The 22,806-nt window shown below is 69.6% G+C and carries 18 protein-coding genes; 10 read left to right on the forward strand and 8 right to left on the reverse strand.

Features of this window, described 5'->3' with window-relative positions; translation table 11 throughout:
• Positions 1-11: 11 nt before the first annotated feature.
• Entirely contained in the window at positions 12-869 is an 858-nt protein-coding gene (locus tag FFK22_RS06105; protein WP_221938426.1) for a helix-turn-helix transcriptional regulator, read from the forward strand.
• A gap of 9 nt (positions 870-878) precedes the next feature.
• Here FFK22_RS06105 and FFK22_RS06110 read toward each other — a convergent pair whose 3' ends face one another.
• Positions 879-1,781 (reverse strand): LysR family transcriptional regulator, encoded by a 903-nt coding sequence (locus FFK22_RS06110; protein WP_221938427.1) that lies wholly within the window; start codon positions 1,779-1,781, stop codon positions 879-881.
• Between the two features lie 120 nt (positions 1,782-1,901).
• On the opposite strand from FFK22_RS06110, the gene FFK22_RS06115 reads away from it, so the two are divergent.
• From FFK22_RS06115 to FFK22_RS06135, 5 genes are all read left to right on the forward strand, one after another.
• On the forward strand, positions 1,902-2,780 hold the full coding sequence (locus tag FFK22_RS06115) for an arginase family protein (protein WP_138886888.1): 879 nt from the start codon (positions 1,902-1,904) through the stop codon (positions 2,778-2,780).
• Between the two features lie 107 nt (positions 2,781-2,887).
• Complete coding sequence (locus tag FFK22_RS06120; RefSeq protein WP_138886889.1) at positions 2,888-6,046, forward strand: UvrD-helicase domain-containing protein; 3,159 nt, start codon at positions 2,888-2,890, stop codon at positions 6,044-6,046.
• 136 nt (positions 6,047-6,182) lie between these two features.
• Entirely contained in the window at positions 6,183-7,103 is a 921-nt protein-coding gene (locus FFK22_RS06125) for a DMT family transporter (protein ID WP_138886890.1), read from the forward strand.
• A 304-nt stretch (positions 7,104-7,407) separates the two neighbouring features.
• On the forward strand, positions 7,408-8,127 hold the full coding sequence (locus FFK22_RS06130) for a glutathione S-transferase (protein ID WP_138886891.1): 720 nt from the start codon (positions 7,408-7,410) through the stop codon (positions 8,125-8,127).
• Between the two features lie 39 nt (positions 8,128-8,166).
• A complete protein-coding gene (locus FFK22_RS06135) occupies positions 8,167-9,021 on the forward strand; it encodes an NAD(P)-dependent oxidoreductase (protein ID WP_138886892.1) in 855 nt (284 codons plus the stop codon).
• A 39-nt stretch (positions 9,022-9,060) separates the two neighbouring features.
• Here FFK22_RS06135 and FFK22_RS06140 read toward each other — a convergent pair whose 3' ends face one another.
• Positions 9,061-9,792 carry a DUF6683 family protein gene (locus FFK22_RS06140; RefSeq protein WP_138886893.1) on the reverse strand — a complete coding sequence of 244 codons (732 nt, stop codon included), beginning with the start codon at positions 9,790-9,792 and terminating at the stop codon, positions 9,061-9,063.
• A 364-nt stretch (positions 9,793-10,156) separates the two neighbouring features.
• Here FFK22_RS06140 and FFK22_RS06145 point away from each other — a divergent pair, with 364 nt between their 5' ends.
• Entirely contained in the window at positions 10,157-10,381 is a 225-nt protein-coding gene (locus FFK22_RS06145; protein WP_138886894.1) for a hypothetical protein, read from the forward strand.
• Here the strand turns inward: FFK22_RS06145 and FFK22_RS06150 are convergent.
• The 5 genes from FFK22_RS06150 to FFK22_RS06170 form a co-directional block, all read right to left on the reverse strand.
• Positions 10,378-12,954 carry a polynucleotide kinase-phosphatase gene (locus tag FFK22_RS06150; RefSeq protein WP_138886895.1) on the reverse strand — a complete coding sequence of 859 codons (2,577 nt, stop codon included), beginning with the start codon at positions 12,952-12,954 and terminating at the stop codon, positions 10,378-10,380. The two genes, FFK22_RS06145 and FFK22_RS06150, sit on opposite strands and share 4 nt — an antisense overlap.
• On the reverse strand, positions 12,951-13,529 hold the full coding sequence (locus FFK22_RS06155) for a hypothetical protein (protein ID WP_138886896.1): 579 nt from the start codon (positions 13,527-13,529) through the stop codon (positions 12,951-12,953). The genes FFK22_RS06150 and FFK22_RS06155 overlap by 4 nt, the downstream gene beginning before the upstream one ends.
• Positions 13,526-14,911: a 3' terminal RNA ribose 2'-O-methyltransferase Hen1 gene (locus tag FFK22_RS06160; RefSeq protein ID WP_138886897.1), complete on the reverse strand. Its 1,386-nt coding sequence runs from the start codon at positions 14,909-14,911 to the stop codon at positions 13,526-13,528. The genes FFK22_RS06155 and FFK22_RS06160 overlap by 4 nt, the downstream gene beginning before the upstream one ends.
• A gap of 40 nt (positions 14,912-14,951) precedes the next feature.
• Positions 14,952-15,689, reverse strand: a complete 738-nt coding sequence (locus FFK22_RS06165; RefSeq protein ID WP_221938428.1) for a serine protease — start codon at positions 15,687-15,689, stop codon at positions 14,952-14,954.
• Between the two features lie 174 nt (positions 15,690-15,863).
• Positions 15,864-17,894 carry a calcium-binding protein gene (locus tag FFK22_RS06170; RefSeq protein WP_138886898.1) on the reverse strand — a complete coding sequence of 677 codons (2,031 nt, stop codon included), beginning with the start codon at positions 17,892-17,894 and terminating at the stop codon, positions 15,864-15,866.
• A gap of 375 nt (positions 17,895-18,269) precedes the next feature.
• On the opposite strand from FFK22_RS06170, the gene FFK22_RS06175 reads away from it, so the two are divergent.
• Complete coding sequence (locus FFK22_RS06175) at positions 18,270-18,500, forward strand: hypothetical protein (protein ID WP_138886899.1); 231 nt, start codon at positions 18,270-18,272, stop codon at positions 18,498-18,500.
• Positions 18,501-18,509: 9 nt separating this feature from the next.
• On the opposite strand, the gene FFK22_RS06180 is transcribed toward FFK22_RS06175, so the two are convergent.
• The gene (locus FFK22_RS06180) at positions 18,510-19,304 is read right to left on the reverse strand and encodes an IclR family transcriptional regulator (protein WP_138886900.1); all 795 of its coding nucleotides are present in this window, start codon (positions 19,302-19,304) and stop codon (positions 18,510-18,512) included.
• A gap of 225 nt (positions 19,305-19,529) precedes the next feature.
• Between FFK22_RS06180 and FFK22_RS06185 the strand changes: the two genes are divergently transcribed.
• Positions 19,530-21,053 carry an ABC transporter substrate-binding protein gene (locus FFK22_RS06185; RefSeq protein WP_138886901.1) on the forward strand — a complete coding sequence of 508 codons (1,524 nt, stop codon included), beginning with the start codon at positions 19,530-19,532 and terminating at the stop codon, positions 21,051-21,053.
• 178 nt (positions 21,054-21,231) lie between these two features.
• Positions 21,232-22,749, forward strand: a complete 1,518-nt coding sequence (locus tag FFK22_RS06190) for an ABC transporter substrate-binding protein (protein ID WP_138886902.1) — start codon at positions 21,232-21,234, stop codon at positions 22,747-22,749.
• Positions 22,750-22,806 lie beyond the last annotated feature (57 nt).

The raw sequence follows: 22,806 nt of genomic DNA on the forward strand, positions 1-22,806 counted from the left end.
CGGGATAGGTCTTGCTGCGCACCGCCCTGTGCGGATCGGTGCGGATCTGTGCGGAGGAGGGCGCCTTGGTCGGGTTGACGACGCACCCAGCCGACCACGAGCTGTCGGAGGAGCAGAGCCACGCCGTTGCCGGGCTGGTGCGGGAGGAGCTGGCCCGCCGCCGCATCTCCCGCCAGTTCCTGGCCGACCAGGCGAAGATCAGCCTGTCGACGCTGGAGAAGGCGCTGTCCGGGCGCCGGCCCTTCACCCTGGCGACGCTGATCCGGCTGGAGGAGGCGCTGGGCGTCAAGCTGCGTCATCCGGAGCCGAAGCCGGCCGCCGCCGCTGCGCCTGTAACGCTGGCCGGGCCGGTCGGAGTGGCGCCGGAGGGGCTCGGCTCCTATTCCCGGCCGGCCGTGTCCTGGATCGAGGGGGCGTATCTGACGCTGCGGCCGTCCTTCGGCGACCGCCGCGCGATCTACGCCTACCGCACCGAGATCCGCTGGGACGAGGCCGGGTCGCACCTGGCCTTCCATGAGGCGGAGCGGGTGGACGCCGCCTTCACCCAGCACGGCACCGTCTCGGTGCCGCACCAATCCGGACATATCTACCTGGTGACCAACACCCACGGGCAGTACCGGATGGCGGTGCTGGGCCGGCCGACGATCACCGGCGAGATGCACGGCATCCTGACCACGCTGCAGGCCGGACCCGGGTCGCAGCTCACCCCCGTCGCGTCGCCGATCGTGCTGGTGCCGATGGCGGCGGCGGGCGCGCCGGAGTTCGGCCGCATCGCCGCCGACCATGCCTGCCACGCCCGCTATCGCGACATCCTGCGGCGGACGGTGGAGGAATCCTTCGCCCGCTTCTTGCCGGTCTCGGCGGAGTAGCCCGTTGTCCTATCGACCGGCCGTCCTGCCGAAGCACTCCACCAGCCACTGAACGAAGACCGTCAGCCTGGCGCTCTGATGCCGGCCGGGCGGGTAGACGACATGGAACGGCAGGGGCGGGTGGCTCCATTCGCCGAGAACCTCGACCAGCCGTCCCGACTGCAGATGGGGCAGGACGAACGGCTTCAGGCATTGCCCCACGCCCGGCCCGGCCAGCAGCATCGCGATCTGGCCGTTGTCTTCGTTGGTCGAGAACTGCAGGTCGCCGACCGCGTGTCTGTGACCGGGCTTCTCGAACAGCATGGGTTTCGTCCTGCCGTCGGCGTGGGAGAAGAAGCCGACCTTGCAGTGCCTGCCGTCGAGGTCTTCCGGACTCACCGGCGTCCCCATCCGCTCCAGATAGGCCGGCGACGCGCAGGTGATCATCCCGGCGTCGAACAGGTGCCGTGCGACCAGGGATTCGTCGCCGATCTCCCCGGCCCGGATGGCGCAGTCGACGCCTTCCCCGACGATGTTCGCCGTCCGATTGCTGACGCCCAGGGCGATGGAGACATGCGGATACTGCCGATGGAAATCCGGCAACTGCGGGATCAGCATGGTCTGCGCGAAGGTCGTGGCGGATTCGACGCGGAGATGTCCGCGTGGCGTCAGCTTCCGGCCGCGCGCGGCAGCATCGGCCTCGTCGACCTCCGCCACCAGGCGGGCCGCGGATCGGTAATAGTCCTCGCCCTCCGGGGTCACCACGATGCTGCGCGTGGTCCGGTGCATCAGCCTGGTGCCGAGATGCTTTTCGAGATCGGTCACCAGCTTGCTGACGGTCGAGCGCGGCGCCCGGAGCTGGTTGGCGGCGCCCCGGAACGACCCTGAGTCGACGACCCGCACGAAGGCCCGCATCGCCAGCAACTGGTTCACCGGTCCCTCCAAGGGCAGGCAGATTGTCCATGTGCATGGACAGCGCTGTCATATCTCAGCTGTTTTGCTTCCGGTTTCAATCACCAGATCTGTCCTGCTCCTGACGGAAAGGATGAGACCGTGACGATCGATCCGACAAAGGTTCTGCGCCTGAACCTGCCGCAATGGCAGGGCGGCAACCATCCCGACTACAGAATCGGCGCCCGTGTCCTGGCCGCGATCGCCCCGGAACCGACCGGGCCGGAAGAGACCGTTGCCGTGCCGGAGGCCGATGGCGATGCGCGGCCGGTCGAGCAGGGCATCGTCTCCCGCCGGGCCCTCCTGAACGTGCTGGCGGCAGCCAGGTCGGCCATCGCCCGGCACGATCCCGACGCTGTCGTCACCCTCGGCGGCGACTGCCTCGTGAATCTCGCGCCGACCGCCCATCTCAGCGAGCGCTATGGCGACGACCTGGCGGTGCTGTGGGTCGACGCCCATCCCGACATCATGGGGGCGCAGCAGTTCCGCCACGCCCATGCGCATGTCCTGGCCATGCTGATGGGAATGGGCGACCCGGACTTCGTGGCTGCGGTGCCGAAGCCGGTACGGGCGGACCGGGTCCTCTATGTCGGTCTGACCGAGACCACGCCGTTCGAGACGGAGTTCATCGCCAGGCACGGGCTTGCGCGCCTGAGCCCGGAAGACCTAGCCGGCTCGGCGGAGCCCGTGCTGGCATGGCTGCGCGCCTCGGGCGCGAAGAAGGTCGCGGTGCATTTCGACCTCGATGTGCTGGATCCCTCGCTCTACGACTTCCTGCTGCTCCAGGATCCCGCCGCCGCGCCGGGTGTATACGACGGCGTCGCCAAAGGCCGGATGCGCTTCGAGGAGGTCGCCCGGATCCTCAGGGCGGTGGATGCCGAAGCCGACATCGTCGGGCTGGCGATCGCCGAATACATGCCATGGAGCGCGATCCGGCTGTCGAAGGCGCTGCGGACGCTGCCGCTTCTCGGCAGCCGGTAGCGAAGGCCCCGTCTCGGCGTTTGCCGCACCGGCTCCGCGTCCTATCATCCCCGGATCGGCGCCCGAGTCTGCACGGCGATCCGCGGGCGCGGGGACACGGGGCCGACATGCGCTTTCACGCCGATCTGCACGTCCATTCCAAGCATTCGCGGGCGACCAGCCGGGACCTCGACCTGGAGCACCTGGCGCATTGGGCGGCGCGCAAGGGCATCGGCGTGGTCGGCACCGGCGATTGCGTCCACCCGGTCTGGCTGGCCGAGCTGAAGGACAAGCTGGTGTCGGACACGCCCGGCCTGTTCCGGCTGCGGCCGGACCTCGAGGCCGCGGTGATGGCGACGCTGCCGGCGCCGTGCCGCACGCCGGTGCGCTTCATGCTGTCGACCGAGATCTCGACCATCTACAAGAAGGGCGACCGCACCCGGAAGATCCACCACCTGATCTACGGGCCGGATTTCGACACGATCGACCGGCTGCAGGCCAGCCTGGCGCGGATCGGCAACATCGCCTCGGACGGGCGGCCGATCCTCGGCCTCGATTCCCGCGACCTGCTGGAGATCGCGCTGGCCTCGGGGCCGGACGCCTATCTGGTCCCGGCCCATATCTGGACGCCCTGGTTCGCGGCGCTGGGGTCGCAATCCGGCTTCGATTCCATCGGCGAATGCTATGGCGACCTGTCAGACCACATCTTCGCGGTCGAGACCGGCCTGTCCTCGGACCCGGCGATGAACTGGCGGATCTCCTTCCTCGACCGCTACCGCCTGACCTCGAACTCCGACGCGCATTCGCCGGGCAAGCTGGGGCGCGAAGCCACCGCCTTCGATTGCGACCCGGACTATCACGCCATCCGCCGGGCGCTGGAGACCGGGGAAGGCTATGTCGGCACGGTCGAGTTCTTCCCGGAGGAGGGCAAGTACCACGCCGACGGGCACCGCAAATGCGATGTCCGACTGAGCCCGCAGGAAACGCTGGCGCGGGACGGCCGCTGCCCGGTCTGCGGCCAGCCGGTCACGGTCGGCGTGCTGCACCGGATTGAGAAATTGGCCGACCGCAGCGAGGAAGAGGCAGTGCCGCCGCCGACGGCCGGCGAGATCGTGAGCCTGGTGCCGCTGCCGGAGATCCTGTCCGAGCTGCTGGCGACCGGCCCTTCCAGCAAGGCGGTGGAGCGCAGCTACGACCGGCTGGTCGGCACGCTGGGGTCGGAGCTGGGCATCCTCGGCAAGATCCCGGTCGAGGACATTGCCAGGGCCGAGGGCGAGTTGCTGGCCGAGGCGGTGACCCGGCTGCGGCGGGGCCAGGTGATCCGCGACGCCGGCTATGACGGCGAATACGGCGTGATCCGGCTGTTCGAACCGCAGGAACTCAAGAGCCGCACCGCCGGCGGGCTGTTGTTCGACCTGCCGCAGAGGCGGGCGGAGGCCTCGCCCCAACCTACATCCCGTCATCCCCGCGAAAGCGGGGGGCTTGTCGCCCCCGAACCAGAGGGAGATTCCCGCTTTCGCGGGAATGACGATGAAAGGGAGGGGGTAAAGAGCCCGAATGTCCGCGACACAACTGCCGCCTCGACCGGCCTCCTCGACCGGCTCGACCCCGACCAGCGGGCGGCGGCGGAGCGGGTGGTGGGGCCGCTTCTGATCGTCGCCGGGCCGGGCTCGGGCAAGACCCGGACGCTGACCCACCGCATCGCCCATCTGGTGGCAGGCGGCGCGGCGCCGGAGTCCTGCCTGGCCATCACCTTCACCCGGCGCGCGGCGGCGGAGATGCGCGAGCGGCTGGAGGCGCTGCTGCCGGGTGCTGCGGCACGGATGCCGATCCACACCTTCCATTCGCTCGGCCTCGCCTTCCTGCGCGAGCATGGCGAGGCCGCCGGGCTGCACCGCGATGCCCGGGTGGCGGGGGAGGTGGAGCGCGCCGCCCTGCTGCAGGAGGTGCTGGAGGTATCGCGCACCAAGGCCGAACGGCTGCTGCGCGCGATCTCGCGGGCCAAGCGCACCGGGGCGCCGGCCGATCTCGACCTCGCCGAGGCGCTGGCCCGCTACGACGAGGCCCTGGCGCAGCGCAACTGGATCGATTTCGACGACCTGGTCGGCAAGACCATCGCGGCGCTGGAGGGGGATCCGGGCCTGGTCGCGCTGACCCGCGACCAGTTCCGCCATGTCTCGGTCGACGAGTTCCAGGATGTCGATGACAGCCAGGTGCGGCTGCTGTCGCTGCTGGTGCCGTCTGGCGGCAATCTCTGCGTCATCGGCGACCCCGACCAGGCGATCTACGGCTTCCGCGGTGCCGATGCCTCCTGCTTCGACCGCTTCCACCGCGACCACCCCGGCGCCGCGGTGATCCGGCTGCGGCGCAACTACCGCTCGACCGGCACCATCGTCACCGCCGCCTCGCGCTTCATCGGGGCCGACGGCCGCACGGAGCCGGCGGCCGAGATCGTGCGGGCGATGCAGGACCGCATCTCGGTCCACGCGGCCGCCAGCGACAAGGCCGAGGCCGAGTTCGTGGTGGCGGAGATCGAGGCGCTGCTGGGCGGCCACAGCTTCTTCTCGATCGACAGCGGCCGGTCGGACGGCCGCGCGGACGACCAGCTGTCCTTCTCCGACATCGCCGTGCTGTACCGCACCGACGCCCAGGCCGAGGCCGTCGCGGAGGCTTTGGGCCGCGGCAGCATGCCGTTCAAGAAGAGCTCGCTGGTGCCGCTGTCGGAGGATCCGGCGGTCCGCGCGCTGCTGGCGGCGCTGGAGCCGGAGGAGGGGCCGCAGCAGCTGCAACAGGCGTCCGAACGGCTGCGCCGTGACGGCGCCGATCCGGCCTCGACCACGGCGGCGCTGCAGCGCCTGTCGCTGATCGCCTCGCGGCAGGGCACCGACGATCGCACCGCCTTCCTTGCCGCCGTGGCGTTGGCGACCGAGGCCGATTTCTGGGACCCGCGCGCCGACCGGGTCTCGCTGCTGACCCTGCATGCCGCCAAGGGGCTGGAGTTCCCGGTGGTGTTCATCCTCGGCCTGGAGGACGGCGTGCTGCCGCTGCGCTTCGGCGAGGCCGACCCGGCGGCGACGGCGGAGGAGCGGCGGCTGTTCTATGTCGGCATGACCCGGGCGATGGACCGGCTGCTCCTGTGCCGAGCGCGCGAGCGGCGCTGGCGCGGCGGCATGGTGCGGCTGGAGGCATCGCCCTTCCTCGGCGAGATCGAGGCCGAACTCTTGGCCCATCGCCGCCCGGACCCGGCACCCAGGCGTCCAGCCGAGCGGCAGCTCAGCCTGTTCTAGCCGTCCCGCCACGGGAAGACCGCAATTCGGCGCGAATCCATCGCCGCCCGGCGCGAATGCGGCCATGATTGTCTGCTTTGATGACGCCATTCATGCCGGCCTCGGCAGCAATCATATTTGAGAAGGTCCTTTCGAAGTGCGCACCTCTCCCCGTCAGATGCAGGGACTCGCGCTCTATGCCCTGGGCGTCGGCGCCTTCGCGACGATGGATGCCTTCGCCAAATATCTGAGCGGCAGCTACCCGGTCGCCGAGATCATCCTGATCCGCGCCCTGTTCGGATATCTGCCGATCCTGGTCCAGTACCGCATGGGTGAGGTCCGGGGGATGCAGGCGGTGCGCTCGACCAAGCCGCTGCTGCAGCTGATGCGCGGCGGCCTGGTGCTGGCGGCAGGCGCCACCTTCTTCCTCAGCCTGTCCGGCCTGTCGCTGGCCGACGCGACCGCAATCTCGCTGGCCGCGCCGGTGTTCATGGCGCTGTTCGGCATCACCGTGTTGCGCGAGCCCGCGGGCCGCGAAACCTATGTCGCGATCGCCGTCGCTCTCGCCGGCGGGCTGCTGATCGTGCGGCCGACCGACGGGCTGAATGTCTGTGCCGCGATCGCGGTGCTGTCGGCGCTGTTCTACGCGCTCGGCGTGGTGGCGACGCGCCGGGCGGGGCAGGCGGATCCGCCGATCGTCACCGCGATCTGGGGCAACACCGTCATGGTAGTGGCGTCCGCCGCATGGGTGCTGCATTCGGGCTGGGTCTGGCCGACGGCTGACGACTGGCTGCCCTTCCTCGGTGTCGGGCTGGCCGGCGGCCTGGCCAACCTGCTCTATATCGGCGGGCTGCGGCTCAGCGGCGTCTCCGACGTCGCGGTGATCGACTATTCGATCTTCGCCTGGGCGGCGGCCTTCAGCGTCCTCGTCTTCCACGAGGAGATCCCGGCCCTCAGCCTGGTCGGGGCCGCCCTGATCGTGTGCGGCGGGGTGTACAGCGCCCTGGCGAAATGGCTGCGGTCGCGCGACGAGCCGGCCGAGGCGCCGCTGGCCATCGGCATGGGCCCGACATCCTGACGCACCAACATCCTGACGGCCAAACCACAAGGGGGCGCCAGGCGCCCCCTCATCGTGCTGTCGTCCCTGTCTGTCTTCCGCTGGGTCGCTGTAAAGACGCCCATCGAGTTCTGATTGCGGGCGAACGCAATGCCCGTTTGACTATTCGACTGTCGATCCCCTCAAATCACTCTACTTGAAAATCGGGCCCTCACCAGGCTCGATGGGCGTACCGTCCGTGGGACAGTATGGACATCATAACCAGGCAGCGTGAATCCAACGTGAATCGTTCACGAGAGTGGAATCATGCGAAAGGATATTGCGAGTGACCTATGAGCTCTACTACTGGCCCGAGATCCAGGGGCGCGGCGAATTCGTACGGCTGGCGCTGGAGCAGGCCGGCGCCGACTATGTCGACGTCGCTCGCGGCGAGGATGACGACCTGCCCGGGCTGATGCATTTCCTGCAGGACAAATCGGTGGCCGAGCCGCCCTTCGCGCCGCCCTATCTCAGGGCCGGCGACCTGCTGATCGGCCAGACCGCCGCCATCCTGCTGTTCCTCGGCGACCGGCACGGGCTGGCGCCGGCGGACGAGGCGGGGCGGCTTTGGACCCACCAGCTGCAGCTCACCGTCGCCGACCTGGTGGTCGAGGTGCACGATACCCATCACCCGATCGGCAGCGGCCTGTACTACGAGGACCAGAAGCCGGAGGCGAAGCGCCGCACCGAGGACTTCCTGGCCCATCGCGTGCCGAAATATCTCGGCTACTTCGAGCGGGTGCTGGCGCGCAACCCGGCCGGCGACGCGCATCTGGTCGGGGACGGCGTCACCACCGCCGACCTGTCGATGTTCCAGATCATCGCCGGGCTGCGCTACGCCTTCCCGAAGGCGATGGCAAAGATCGAGCCGAAGCATCCGCGTCTCGTGGCGCTGCACGATCTCGTGGCTTCGCTGCCGCGGATCGAGACCTATCTGGCCTCGCCGCGGCGCATCCCGTTCAACCAGATGGGCATCTTCCGCCACTATCCCGAGCTCGATCCCTGACCTATCTTGTCGGACAATAGTTCGACGAGGGAGGACCAGATGATCATCGTCACCGGCGGCAGCGGCCAGGCCGGGCGCGCCTGCCTGAAGGATCTGATCGCGCATGGCCACGATGTCTGCTCGGTCGATCTGGCACCGCCGGCCGACCCGTCGGTCCGGCACAGCCGCGTCGACCTGACCGACTACGGCCAGACCATCGCCGCCTTCTCGTCGATCGACGACCGGGTGTCGCGGGTCACCGGCATCGTCCATCTGGCGGCGATCCGCGCCCCCGGCCTGGCGCCGAACCACGTCATCTTCGAAACCAACACGGTCAGCACCTACAATGTGTTCGAGGCGGCGCGGCAGCTGAAGATCCGCAACATCGTCTGGGCCTCGAGCGAGACCGTGCTGGGCCTGCCCTTCGCCGACCCGCCGCCCTATGTGCCGGTGGACGAGGACTATCCCGGCCGGCCGGAGACCGCCTATTCCCTGTCCAAGCTGATGGGCGAGGAGATGGCCAAGCAGTTCTGCCGCTGGGACCCCACCGCCAAGATCATCGGCCTGCGCCTGTCCAACGTCATGGACCCGGAGCGCTACGCCGAGTTCCCCGGCTTCGACGACGACCCGCGCAAGCGGAACTGGAACCTGTGGGCCTATATCGACGCCCGCGACGCCGCCCAGGCGATCCGGCTGGCGCTGGAATCGAAGCTGACCGGCGCCGATGTCTTCGTCATCGCCAATGCCGATTCGGTGATGAGCCAGCCGAACGACGCGCTGCTCGACGCCGTCTATCCCGGCGTGCCGCGCAAGCGCCCCTTCGGCCCGAACGAGACCCTGCTGTCGATCGAGAAGGCCCGTCGGGTGCTGGGCTACGAGCCGCGCCACAGCTGGCGCGATCCGCCGTCGCGGTAGGGGATCGCCATGGGACTCGCAGACGCGAGTCCCATGGGCTCAATCCTCGGAGACGAACCCATCCTCGGTCAGCGTCATGCCCGCGAGGTCCAGGTTCATCCCGCGCGCGCCCTGCGACACCGCCGTGGCGAGCTGATGGCCGAGTTCGGGATTGCCCTTGCTCTGTTGCACCGCCGCCTCGATCAGCATCGCCTGGATCAGCAGGCTCTCGGCCATTTCCTGCCTGGCGGCATCGCCCGCTCCGCGCAATGCGCCCGTGGACGCCATCACGCCGGCCACCTGGCTCCTGACCGCCGTCGCAGTGTGGCGGCTGATCTCGTAGTCGACGCCGCGGCTCGCCTGCCAAGCGTTGACCCAATAGACGGTGTAGGCATCGGCGACGTCGTCGACCCGCAACCCAACCTTGGCCAGCGGGGCCCGCATCTTCTCGATGACATCGCCCGACGCGAACAACCTGGCGAGATCGTCGGCGCCCCTGGGATCGTTCTGCCGGCTCTTGGCCACGAACTGCGCCAGGTTGGCGGCGCGGCGCTGCGGCGACGGGGTGTACCGGAAGGCCGCCGCGGAAGGGGTCCCGGGCACCGGGTTCGGCTGCGCGCGCCGCTGGCCCCCGTTCGGCTGCTGCTCTCTCAACTCGCGCAAATGCAGGCCGAGCGTATCCGTGCCCGTGATCGCGGGAAGGGTCGTCGACCAGAACATGTCCTGGGCGTGACCTGCCGCCGGCCAGACCGCGGCCGTCCAGATGAAGGCGCAGAGCAGAATTTGCCGCATGATTCCCCCCGATCCAGCGCGAATGACTGTGGCACGGCAGAGCGGACGCGTCCTCACCGGCATCGACCTTCCTACCACCATCACATGGCAGTTTGTGGCCCGACGCCGGTGTCACGACAGGGCGGCGAACTCATGCTGCAGGCGACATAGCCCCTGGATTGCCCGGTCAAGCCGGGCAATGACAGAAAAGGGGAGGAACGCACTGGTCTCTGAAACTTGGATTCGGAGCCCTGGCGAGGGCAGGGCCGGGCTTGCCCAAAGTCTATGTTGCAGTGCACAATGATCGGATGCGGGCCCCGGCGAGCACGCCGGGCCTGCCGGAGGAAGCCCCCGGGTGGTGCGCAACCCAGGGAGCGGAAGCAGCATGGACGTTTTCACCACCCTCATCCTCGTCTGCGCCACGGCGATGCCGCAGCACGACTGCAATCGGGACACTGCGGTCGACGTGGTCGCCGGCCCGGTGGCGCCGACGCCGCTCGGCTGCGGCTTCACCGGCCAGGCGATGCTGGCCAGCACCGCGCTGGGGCCAGAGCTGGGCGAGGGGCGCTACCTCAAGGTCGTCTGCGACCGGCGGCACGACGAAGGTTAGAGCCGCGGGTCGATCGGCTCGCTCTCCAGCGCCAGCACGCCGAACACGCATTCATGCACCCGGCGCAGCGGCTCGCGGGCCACGAAGCGCCGCAGCGCCTCGTGCCCGAGGGCGAATTCGCGCAGGGCCAGGTTGCGCTTCCCGCCCAGCTTGCGCTCGCGCAGCCGGACCAGGTTCTCCGGCAGGTCGTATTCCGGGCCGTAGATGATGCGCAGATATTCCCGGCCGCGCACCTTCACCGCCGGCTGGATCAGGCCCTTCGGTCCGCGGGCGACGAAATCGCTCGGCTTCACCACCATGCCTTCGCCGCCTGACGCGGTCATCGCCTCCCACCAGGCGACGGCGTCGGCGCAGGCGGCGGCGTCGGCCAGATCGACCAGCCGCCAGCGCGTCGCGGCCACGGCTGGCCCCCCGGCCTGTGCCAGCCGGTCGGCCACGCTCATATGCCAGGCATGGTCCCGGTCGAAGCAGACGCGGCCTTCCGCCGCCAGCAGGTGGAAGGGGGCGATGCGCAGGTCGTCGATGCCGGAGACCGGCCAGACATAGGGCGCCCAGGCCCGGCCATAGGCCTCGGCCCGGCCGCGCCGCCCGGCGACACGCTGTTGCAGATCCGCCAGAGGCAGGCCGCGTCCGACCGCCCGGGCCAGCGCGTCGCCGGCCGCCGTCAGTCCGGCCAGGCTGGAGGCGGCGACCGGGGCGTACTGGTTTTCGATCAGGGCGCCGGCCTTGGCCGACCACGGCATGATCTCGGCGTCGAACAGCAGCCAGCCGGTGTCCAGCTCCGCCCACAGCCCATCCGCCGCCGCCCGCAGCGTTTCGAGCACCGCCTCGGTGGTGGCGGCATCGGCGAAGAAGGCCCGGCCGGTCCGGGTCCAGATCGCCCCGGTCTCGTCCCCGGTCACGCCGAACCGCGCCCGGGCGACGGCAGCATCGCGGCACAGCGCGATCACGGCGCGCGAGCCCATGTGCTTCTCCTGGCACATGACCGTGGCGACGCCGCGCCCGCGAAAATGCTCGAACGCTTCCTCCGGCCGCTCCAGCCACTCCTGTCGCGCGCTGGTCTCGACCGGCGACATGGTCGGCGGCAGGTAGACCAGCCATTGCGGCGCGATGGCGAAGCGGCTCATCACCTCCAGCGCCGCGGCCGCGTTCTCGGCGGCCACCTCGATCCGGCCGCGCAGCTGGGTCTCGACCCAGCGCCGCCCGACCACATCCTCCATGTCGAGCAGGTCGTCGGCCTCGGCCTGGGCGCTGCGCTCCTCGGCGCGCGGCGCCAGCGGGCGGACCGGCTCGCTCCACACCCGCTCGGCCGGCACCGAGACCAGCTCCTTCTCCGGCCAGCGCAGCGCCGTCAGCCGGCCGCCGAAGACGCAGCCGGTGTCGAGGCAGATGGTGTTGTTGACCCATTCCGGGTCGAGCACCGGCGTGTGGCCGTAGGCGATCGACGTCGGCCCGCGATAGGCCGCGGCCCAGTCCAGCCGGACGGGCAGGCCGAACTCGTCGGTCTCGCCGGTGGTCTCGCCGTAGAGGGCGAATTCGCGCACCGCGGCCGAGGCCCGGCCGACCATCTCCGGCTTCAGTCCGGCATGGGCGACCGCCAGCTTGCCGCCGTCCAGCCAGACATGGCTCAGCAGCCCCTCCAGGAACGGCTTGATCGCGGCCTTGAAGGCCGGGCCCTCGGCCTCGAGCTGGTCGATCGACTGCTGCAGTCCATGCGCGATCTTGATGTCGCGGCCGTCCAGCCAGCGCGCCAGCTTGCGGTCGTGGTTGCCGTTGACGACATGGGCGGTGCCGGCCGCCGCCATGCTCATGGCGATGCGCAGCACGTCGGGCGTGCGCGGGCCGCGGTCAACCAGGTCGCCGACGAAAACCGCCTTGCGGCCCGGCGGCGGCGTCACCGTGACCTGGCGCCCGCCCTCCGCCGCCTGCCAGTCGACGCCGTAGCCCAGGCGGCGCAGCAGCGCCTCGAGCTCGTCGGCGCAGCCATGGATGTCGCCGATGATGTCGAACGGGCCGGAATCGTCGCGCTTGTCGGTCCATAGCGGCCGGCGCTCGACCGTCGCGGCGTCGATGCCCTCGGCCGTGCCCAGCCGCCACACCTGGCGGAAGCCCTCGCGCTGCAGCCCGCCCAGGCCGCGCCGGATCTCCGACACCATCCGCACCACCACCTGCGGGCCGAAGGGGCGGTCGGGCCGCGCCTTGTTGCGCTCGACGCAGAGATCGATGCCGGGGTCGAGCACGATGGCGACCGGCAGGGCGTGCCAACGTCGGGCCAGCGCGACCCAGTCCTTGCGGTCGGCGGCGCGGACATTGGTGGCGTCGATCACCGTCAGGCGCCGGTTCTTGAGCCGCTTCTCGGCGATGGTGCGGACCAGGTCGAACGCATCGGCCGTCGCCGACTGGTCGGTCTCGTCATCCGACACCAGGCCGCGGCAATGATCCGATGAGATGACCTCGGTCGGCCGGAAGTGCCGCGCGGCGAAGCTCGACTTGCCCGACCCGGTGGCGCCGATCAGGACGATCAGGGCGAAATCGGGAATGTCGATGCGGACGGGATCGGGAGCACGGCTCACGATGCGGCCCCCGTCAGCTCGGCGAAATAGCGGTCGAGAAACGCCACGTCGCCGACCCGGCCGGTCAGGTCCAGCCAGTAGTCGGCGACGATCGACGGCGCCAGCGCGTCGATCGCCAGCAGCGCGGCGCGCAGGGCAGCGAGCTGCGCCGGCTCGGCGCCGGAGGCCTCGAACCAGATGCTGGCGACGAGGGCACCCTCGGGCTCGACCTTGACGAAGCAGGACCGCCCGAAGCCGAAGCAGACGGCGTTCTCCAGATAGGAGCCGAGCGGGTCGCGCCCCGCCCCCTTGGCCATGGCGCTGCCGATGGTGGCGTAGAACCGGCGGACGCGCGGCATCATCGGCTCGAGCACCGCGATCACCGCGGCGAGCGGAAGGCCGGCATCGGTGAAGTCGGTCTTGGGCGGCTGGATCACATGCATGTCGGTCCAGCCCCGGCCGTCCGGCGCGCGATTCCGCTCGCCGGCCTCGGCGGCTCGGGCGATGTCGTCCTGCGCCTCGTCCCCGGCCGCAGCCGGATAGAGGTTGCGCATGCCCCAGTCATCCTCATGAATGTGGATCAGCCCGTCGGTCATGCGGTCCTCGTGAACACGGCCATCTGGCTCGGCGCGCCGTGCTCGGCATCGGCGGGACCGATATCGCCGAACTCGGCCGCATAGCCATGGGCGTCGGCGACGGCGGCCGCCCAGGCGCGGAACTCGGCACGGCTCCATTCGAAACGGTGGTCGGCGTGGCGGAAGGATCCGACGCCGAGCGTCGGGAACAGCACGTTGTAGTCGGCGTTCGGCGTGGTCACGACGACCAGCCGCGGCCGGGCCTCGGCGAACACGATCCGGGTCAGCGCCGGCAGCCGGTCGGGGTCGAGATGCTCGATGACCTCGACCAGGGCGGCGGCGTCGGCCTCGGCCCAGCGCCGGTCGCGATAGGTCAGGGCGCCATGCAGCAGCGTGATCCGCCCTTCGGGCGGGCCGCCGGGCTGGTCCAGCTTGAGGCGGCGCTGCGCCCGTTCGAGGTCGCGGGTCGAGGCATCGACGCCGATCAGGCGCTCGACCCAGCGCTCGCGCGCCAGCAGGGACAGCAGCCTGCCCTCGCCGCAGCCGAGATCGGCGACGACCCGGGCGCCATTGGCCTGCAGCGCCGCCGCCACCGTCGCCAGCCGCTGGTCGTGCAGCCGGATCGGCGCCTCCAGAACCTCCTCGTGGCTCGCGGCGCGCTCCGGCCCGGTCTCCTCCGCCGCTTCCTCCGGCACCAGCCGGGCCAGGGCCTGGCGGGCGAGCGACCGGCGGTGGCCCAGATAGCGCCGGACGATCAGCTCCTGTGCCGGGTGGTCGCCGAGCCAGCCCTCTCCGCGGGCCAGCAGCTTGGCGACCTCGTCCTCGCCGACCCAGTAGTGCTTGTCGTCGTCGAGCACCGGGACCAGCACGTAGATGTGGTTCAAGAGCGCGCTCAGCCGGGCGGTGCCCGACAGGGTCAGGGCGAGGTAGCGGGGGCTGGCTTCGCCGTCGGGGCCGGGAACGGGCCCGGCCCGGACGGTCCACCCCAGCGGCTCGAACAGACGGCGCACCAGGGCCTCGCCGCCGCGCACGGGCAGCGGGCTGATCCGCGCCTCGAGCGGCATCGGCGCGGCGGCGAGCTCCGGCCGGTCCTTCGAGATGCCGTTCATCGCCGTCTTCACGCTGCGGTTCAGGGCGACGGAGAGGAAGGACGAGGCGGCATAGGGGCGGTCGTTGACATACTGGTCGACCATGCCCTCGGCTGAGCCGCGGCCGCGCACCAGACCGACCGGGTCGATCTCCAGCAGCAGCACGGCCTCGCAGCGCACTGCCGTGGCTTCGGGATAGAACAGATGGGCCTTGCCGAAGGACAGTTCGGTCTCGTGCACCCGGTCTGGATGCTTGTGCAGCAGGAAGCCGAGATCGGTGGCCGGGTTATGAGTCGTTGAAATCGAGAGATACATCGGGCCTCTGTAGCCGAAGGCCCTTGCACGGGAAAGGCCGCTACCGCAGCGCCGCGGCGAAGGCGGAGGCCGGGACCGCGAAGTTGAGGGTCAGCCGGTCGGTCGATCCGGCGACGGCGATGCCGACCACCTGCCATTCGCCCTCCTTCAGCGCCAGCAGCGGGCTGCCGCTGGTGCCGCGCGTGCCGTTGCAGTCGTGGATCAGCACCGGGCCCTTGGTGGTGCGGTCGGTGCCCAGCACCATGCAGGCGGTGTCGGCGGTGATGATCTGCGCCTTGTCCTGGCTGTAGCCGCCCAGCACGACCGCCGTGCCCGGGGCCGGCGCCGCCTCCGCGACCACCAGCGGCGGCGCCTGCGGCGGCGCGTCGGCGGCCAGCACCAGGATCGCCCAATCCGCCGCATATTCCTCGCGCGGCCGCAGCGGGTCGTAGGCGTCGGCGTGGATCACCTCGGCGACCAGGGAGTGCTCGATGAACTCGCCGCGCTCATAGCCGAACAGCACATGCAGCGAGGAGGCGGGCAGGAAGCGCTGCGTCCGCGGATTGAACAGGCAATGGGCCGCGGTCAGCACGCGGCGGGCGCCGATCAGTGCGCCGGTGCAGCGGCCGCCGATGCCGGTCTGCACCTTGGCCAGGCTGCGCCAGGGGGCCGCGGTGCCGTCCACCGGCACGCGCCGGTCGTCGGGGCCGAGCCCGGGCAACAGCGGCGCGGCCGCCGAGGCGGCCACGGCGGAGAGGGCGAGGAGCGCGCCCGCGAGCAGAGCTGATCTGAGCCGCATCCTGTTCCGTCTGTTCGGGCCGGTCCGTCCGCCGGCGCCCGGACCCGAGTATCGCCGTCGAACCGGCCCGGGCCAAGCCGCTCCTATCGTCGCGGCGCGAAGGAGCGGACAAAAAAGAACCCCACCCTGCCCGGGGGGCAGGGTGGGGGGATGCCCGACTATGTCCGAGGGGACTCAGAGCACGAAGTCGCTGGCGGTCAGCGCGTGGTCGGACAGGACGACGATGGCGAAGTCCGGGTTCTTGTCGCCCGTGGTGTCGCCATAGACCACCTGGTAGCCGTTGGCCTGGGTCACCACCCGCAGCTCGCCCGCCACGCCGGTGAAGTTGCCGGTGCCGAGGGTGAAGGCGCCGCCAGCGCCGTTGGCGTCGATCACGGACAGGTCGATGTGGTCGCCGGTCGAGAAGTCGGTGATGGTGTCCCGGCCCGCCGCCGCCACGGTGCTCTCGCCGATCGCGGTATAGACGAAGGTGTCGTTGCCGGCGCCGCCCTTCAGCGTGTCGGCGCCGTTGCCGCCGGCGAGCTGGTCGTTGCCGGCCAGGCCCCAGAGCGTGTTGTTGCCGGTATTGCCGGCGATGACGTCGTTGAAGGCCGACCCCATCGCCTGCTCGACCCCGGCCAGGGTGTCGCCATCGGCATCGCCGAAGGTGCCGGTGCCGGACTGTAGGTTGACGACCACCCCCTCGGACGAATTGGCGTAGGACGTCGTGTCGATGCCGGCGCCGCCATCGATGTTGTCGGCCCCGGCGCCGCCTTCGATGTAGTCGTTGCCGTCATTGCCGTTGATCGTGTCGGTGCCGGCGCCGCCCGAGATGGTGTCGTCCCCGGCGCCGCCATTGAGGGTGTCGTCGCCGGTGCCGCCGTCGATCGAATCGTTGTTGGCCCCGCCATTGGCGACATCGGCGCCGTCGCCGCCGACGAGCCGGTCGTTGCCGTCGCCGCCGTCGAGGCCGTCATTGCCGGCCTCGCCCGAGAGCGAATCGTCGCCGCCATTGCCGACGAGCGTGTCGTTGCCGAGCTCGCCGCCGATGATGTTGCGGGCATTGTCGCCGGTCAGGCTGTCGTCGTTGCTGGAGCCGTACAGGTTCTCGATGCTGGTCAGCGTGTCGCCCGCTGCGTCGCCGCCGCTGGCGGTGCCCGCCAGCAGGTCAACGGTGACGGCTGTCGCCGAGCCCTGGTAGTTGGCGAAGTCCGAGCCGTTGCCGCCGTTCAGCACGTCGGCGCCGGCGCCGCCGCGAAGCGTGTCGTCGCTGTCGAGGCCGTTGAGGGTGTTGGCCGATGCGTCGCCATACAGGTGGTCGACGAAGGCCGTGCCGTTGATGTTCTCCATGCCGGTCAGCGTGTCGCCCTGGGCGTCGCCGCCCGTGCCGGTGCCGGCGGTCAGGTCGACGGTCACGCCGGCGCCCGAGCTGGAATAGTCGGCCGTGTCGACGCCGCCATTGCCGGTGAGCGCGTCGGCCCCGGCGCCGCCGATGAGGGTGTCGTTGCCGGCGCCGCCGGTGAGGGTGTCGTCGCCGGCCGACCCGATCACGCGCTCGATGCCGGTCAGGGTGTCGCCCTGGGCGTCGCCGCCGGTACCGGTGCCGGTGGTCAGGTTGACGGTCACGGGCGCGGCGGAGCCGGAATAATCCGCGGTGTCGTTGGTGCCGGCGCCGCCCTGCAGCGAATCGGCGCCGCCACCGCCGATGAGGATGTCGTCGGCGGCGCCGCCGAGGAGGATGTCGTTCCCGCCCTGGCCGTTGAGGGTATCGTTGCCACCCTGGCCGTTCATGGTGTTGGCGGCGGCGCTGCCGCTAAGGTTGTCGCCGCCGGTGTTGGAGCCGATCAGGTTGACGATGCCGGACAGATAGTCGCCCTGGGCGTCGCCGCCGAAGCCCTGCGAGGCGCCGGTGAGCTGGATGTTGATGCCGAGAATCGGCAGGGTCAGGCTGACCAGCACCGACAGGTCGATGGTCACGCCGTCGACCGAGGTGGTGTAGTCCGCCGCGTCGATGCCCGAGAGCGTGATGATGCCGGCCGCGTTGAGCAGGCCGCCGATGATCACGTCCGCACCCGCGCCGCCACGGATGACGTCGTCGCCGGACCAGCCGATCGCGACGTCGTCGCCGCCGAGCGCGTCGACGAAGTCGTTGCCGATACCCTGGACGGGGCCGATGATGAGATCGGGTATGATTTCGGCGCTGTTGGAGCCGGTGAAAGTGGCCATGAATATTTCTCCCCACTATGATCAGGGCCCGATATGAAGTGGGCGCCGTAGTTGGACATTTCCTCTCATGAGGTTCAACAAAAATGCAAGCGTTGGCCGAAGGAAAGCTCGCGCAACCCATAATTGTCTGATGATATCATAAATTTTTATGCAGTTGCATAGATCGCGAGTGACCGTTAGGCCTGTTGCCGGCAAACGATTGCCATTGCCGCGATTTGATTTCAAAAATAACAAATGGTGATAATAAAATACCGGTGGCGTCATGACGGCCGTCGCCATGATCCTGTTGGGGAACGCCGCCGCGGATAAGCGCGTTTTCCGATCACCGACGTCGATGCGGCTGCGGCCGCATCCGAAACCGAGGGAGAGATCGCCATGGATCGCGATTTCACACGCCAGGTGGCGCGGGCCAAGAACGCGGCGCAGGCGACCAGCCGGGCGCAGCGGGCCTTCCGCCACGACGACCCCGCCGCCCCGACCGGCATCACCGGCGCGGCCTATGTCGCGGAGAAGCGGCGCGCCCTGCGCATCGCGGTGGCGGAGGCTGCCGCCTTCGATCAGGTGGTGGATCCGGTCGCCCGCGACCTCGCCGCGCGGCGCCGCTAGGTCACCGCTTCAGGCGGTCCAGCCCAGCAGCCGTTCGATCCGGCTGGCCGCTTCCTGCACCGCGACGCTGTAGGTCCGCTCCCGTTCGCGCGCCTTCTGTTCGGGCAGCACGACGCTGATCGTCGCGTCGCAATCGCCGTTCGGGGTGCAGATCGGGGCGGCGATGCAGGCCACGGCGAAATCGGATTCGCTCAGCTGGATCGCCAGCTTCTCGGCCAGCGCGGTCTCGCCGGCCCGGCACAGCACCTCCGGGTCGGTCTCGGCCATGCCGGTGGGAGAGGGCAGGGCGGCCCGGCGCATCAGCTCGACTCGCTCGGCCCAGGGCAGGTGGCCGATCAGCAGGCGGCCGGAGGCGGTCCAGTTCAAGGGCACCCGGGTGCCGACCTTGGACGACACCCGGAAATGCCCGGACGGCTCGGCCATGGCCAGCACCACCATATGGCCGTCGTCGCGGCCGCAGACCTGCACCGTCTCGCCCAGCAGGCGGCTCAATTCCCGCATCTCCTGCGACGCGGTCTCCAGCAGGTTCAGGCTGCGGCCATAGGCCAGGCCGTAATGGTAGAGGCGGGGGCCGAACCACAGCAGGCCGTCGCCGTCGCGCGACAGCAACTCCTGGCGTAGCAGCGAATCCACCACGCCGTAGATCGTCGACATCGGCGCGCCCAGCGCCTTGGACACGTCATAGGCGGTGAGGGGCCGGCCCACGGCCAGCAGATGGTCGCAGATCTGCACCGCGCGCTCGATGCCGCTGACCCGGCTGCGCTCGCTCATCCTCTCGGCCTTGGCCGCCGCTGCTTCCGCCATGGTCCCGTCCTGCCTGCTCCCGGCCGGTGCTCCGGCCGAGTGGTATAGCCCTCATGCCCTCGAAGCTAGGCTTTGTCCCGCATTGTGGTCAATCGCCGAGCGTTTCCGCCGTTCGGGTGCGATCGATGGGTTGACGTCCCGGTCGCGATGGCACTAGCGTATTCCGCAACGGAAGATGTTGCTTCTTAATAACGGAATACTAGAAGCTCACGACAGGGGGAGTCAATGCTGCGAATCCTGTGTCTGATCGCGCTCGCGATCCTGCCGATCTCCTCGGGCGCGATGGCCGCCCCGGCCAAGGGCGGGACGATCACCGTGGCGACGATCGGCGAGCCGCCGACGCTGGACCCGATGGTCAGCACCGCCGACCTGGTCGGCATCATCACCCAGCACATCTTCGAGACGCTCTACACCTTCGACGCCAACTGGGCCGTTACGCCGCTGGTCGCGGAATCGATGCCGGAGATCAGCGCCGACGGCCGCGTCTACACCATCAAGATCCGCCAGGGCCTGACCTTCCACGACGGATCGGCGCTGGACGCCGACGACGTCGTCGCCTCGCTGAAGCGCTGGACCGAGGTGGCGTCGCGCGGGAAGCTGGCCGCCGGCAACATCGAGGCCATCGAGAAGGTCGACGCCTCCACCGTCAAGATCTCGCTGAAGCAGCCCTTCGCGCCGCTCCTGGCCCTGCTGGCCTTCAACAACAGCGCCGCGGTGATCGTGCCGTCGGAGAAGATCGCGCCGGAGATGAAGGACCCGATCGGCAGCGGCCCCTACATGCTGAAGGCGCGGGTGCCCGACCAGTACATCCAGCTGGTCCGCTTCGACGGCTACAAGCCGCGCGAGGGCGACCCCAACGGCTATGGCGGCGCCCGCAAGCAGTATCTGGACGAGATCCGCTTCACCCCGGTGCCGAACCCGAACACCCGGGTCGAGGGCGCGGTCGCCGGCCAGTTCGACTACACCGATTCCCTGCCGGTCGAGGCCGTCGACAAGATCAAGGCCGGGGCGTCGGAGCCGATCATCCTGAAGCCCTTTGGCTGGCCGGTCTTCGTCATGAACACCAAGCAGGGCCTGCTCAGCGACGTGAAGCTCCGCCGCGCGGTGCAGCTGGCGCTGAACGAGGAGGACATGCTCGCGGCAGCCTTCGGCAGCACCGATTTCTACGCCCTCGACGCCGCCATGTATCCGGAAGGCTACCCGTGGCGCACCGAGGCCGGCACCGAGGTCTACAACAAGGGCGATGCCGAGGGCGCGCAGAAGCTGCTCGAGGAGGCCGGCTATGACGGCAAGACGCCGATCCGGATCCTGACCAGCCGGCAATACGAGTTCCACTACAAGATGGCGCTGGTGGCGGCGGAATACCTGAAGGCCGCCGGCTTCCAGGTCCAGCTCGACGTCACCGACTGGGCGACGCTGACCCAGCGCCGGACCGACCCGGCCCTGTGGGAGATCTATATCAGCCACAGCCCGTTCCTGCCGGAGCCGGCGCTGATCGGCGCCCTGGCCAAGGGCTCGCCGGGCTGGTGGGACACGCCGGCCAAGGACAAGGCGGTCAGCGCCTTCAACCAGGCGCTGACGCAGGACGAGCGGGTGAAGCTCTGGGCCGGCGTGCAGCAGGTGATGGCCGACGAGGTGCCGCTGATCAAGGTCGGCGACTTCAACGCCCTCTCGGCCAAGTCGAAGGCCCTGCAGGGCGTGACCCCGGCCCCGTGGCCGTATTTCTGGAACGCCTACGTGGAGAAGTAGCCGCCGGGACAACCCCCTCACCCTCCCGTCGCTGCGCGCCGGGTCCCTCCCTCTCCCCTGGGGAGAGGGCAGGGGTGCCGAGCCGATACACCTCTCCTTGGGGAGAGGTCGAAATCGCGCAGCGATTTCGGGTGAGGGGGTGGCACCGCCGTCGACATAAGGAACCGAAAGCCAGCCGATGCGCCGCCTGCTGCTCTCTCTTCTCGTTGCCGCCGCCCTGGTGCCGGGCGTGGCGGTCGCCGACCCGGTGAAGGGCGGCAAGATCGACGTCGCCACCATCGGCGAACCGCCGACGCTCGACCCGATGGCGAACACCGGCGACCTGCTGGGCATGATCACCCAGCATGTCTATGAGACGATGTTCACCTTCGACGCCGAATGGCGGCTGCAGCCGCTGCTGGCCGAGGCGATGCCGGCGATCTCCGAGGACGGCCGCACCTATGACATCAAGATCCGTTCCGGCGTCACCTTCCATGACGGCGAGAAGCTGACTGCGGCCGACGTCGTCGCCTCGCTCGAGCGCTGGATGCGGGTCGCCTCGCGCGGCAAGCAGGCGGCGCCGATGATCGAGAGCGTGACGGCGACCGGCGACCTGTCGGTGCAGATCAGGCTGAAGCAGCCCTACGCGCCGCTCTTGTCGCTGCTGGCCTTCAACAACAGCGCCGCGGTGATCATGCCGAAGGCGCATATGGACCAGCCGCTGACCGATGTGGTCGGCACCGGCCCCTACAAGCTGGCCGAGCGCAAGCCCGACCAGTACATCCTGCTGATCCGCTTCGATGGCTATGCCGCCCGGACGGAACAGCCGAGCCGCTATGCCGGCCGGCGCACCGCGTATCTCGACGAGATCCGCTTCATCCCGGTGCCGAACGCCAACACCCGGATCGAGGGCGCGGTCTCCGGCCAGTACGACTTCTCCGACCTGCTGCCGGTCGAATCCTACGACAAGCTGACCGGGAACACCGAGCCGGTGATCCTGAAGTCCTTCGGCTACCCGATCATGATGCTCAACACCAGGCAGGGCCCGCTGGCGAAGCTGGAACTGCGCCAGGCGGTGCAGGCGGCGCTGGGCGAGAGCGACATGATGCTGGCCGCCTTCGGCAAGCCGGAATTCTTCACGGTCGACGGCGCCATGTATCCGGAGGGCTTCCCCTGGCGCAGCGATGCCGGGGTCGACACCTACGACCAGGGCGATCCGGAGAAGGCGCAGGCGCTGATGGAGAAGGCCGGCTATGCCGGCGAGCCGATCCGGATCCTGACCAGCCAGCAATACGAGTTCCACTACAAGATGGCGCTGGTGGCGGCGGAATACCTGAAGGCCGCCGGCTTCAAGGTCGACCTGCAGGTGTCGGACTGGGCGACCTTGACCCAGCGCCGCAATGACCCGGCGCTGTGGGACATCTTCTTCACCCACAGCCCGTTCCTGCCGGAGCCGGCGCTCAATCTCGGCATGTCCGAGAGCGGCCCGGGCTGGTGGTCGACCGAGCGGCGCCGCACCGCTTTCGACGCCTTCAACGCCGCGTCCGACCCGGCGCAGCGGGTCAAGCTCTACGCCGACGTCCAGGCCGCGATCATGGAAGAGGTGCCGTTCATCAAGGTCGGCGACTTCAACGCCCTCTCGGCCAAGTCGCCGAAGCTGAAGGGCTACGACCCGTCGCCCTGGCCGTCCTTCTGGAACACCTGGATGGAGAAGTGAGGGGAATGGTGCCGACACGCGCCACTGCCGGCCAGTTTTCTCGAGTCCCCCCTCCCC

The sequence above is a fragment of the Mycobacterium sp. KBS0706 genome (genome assembly GCF_005938675.2).
In the GTDB taxonomy this organism is placed as follows: domain Bacteria; phylum Pseudomonadota; class Alphaproteobacteria; order DSM-16000; family Inquilinaceae; genus Inquilinus.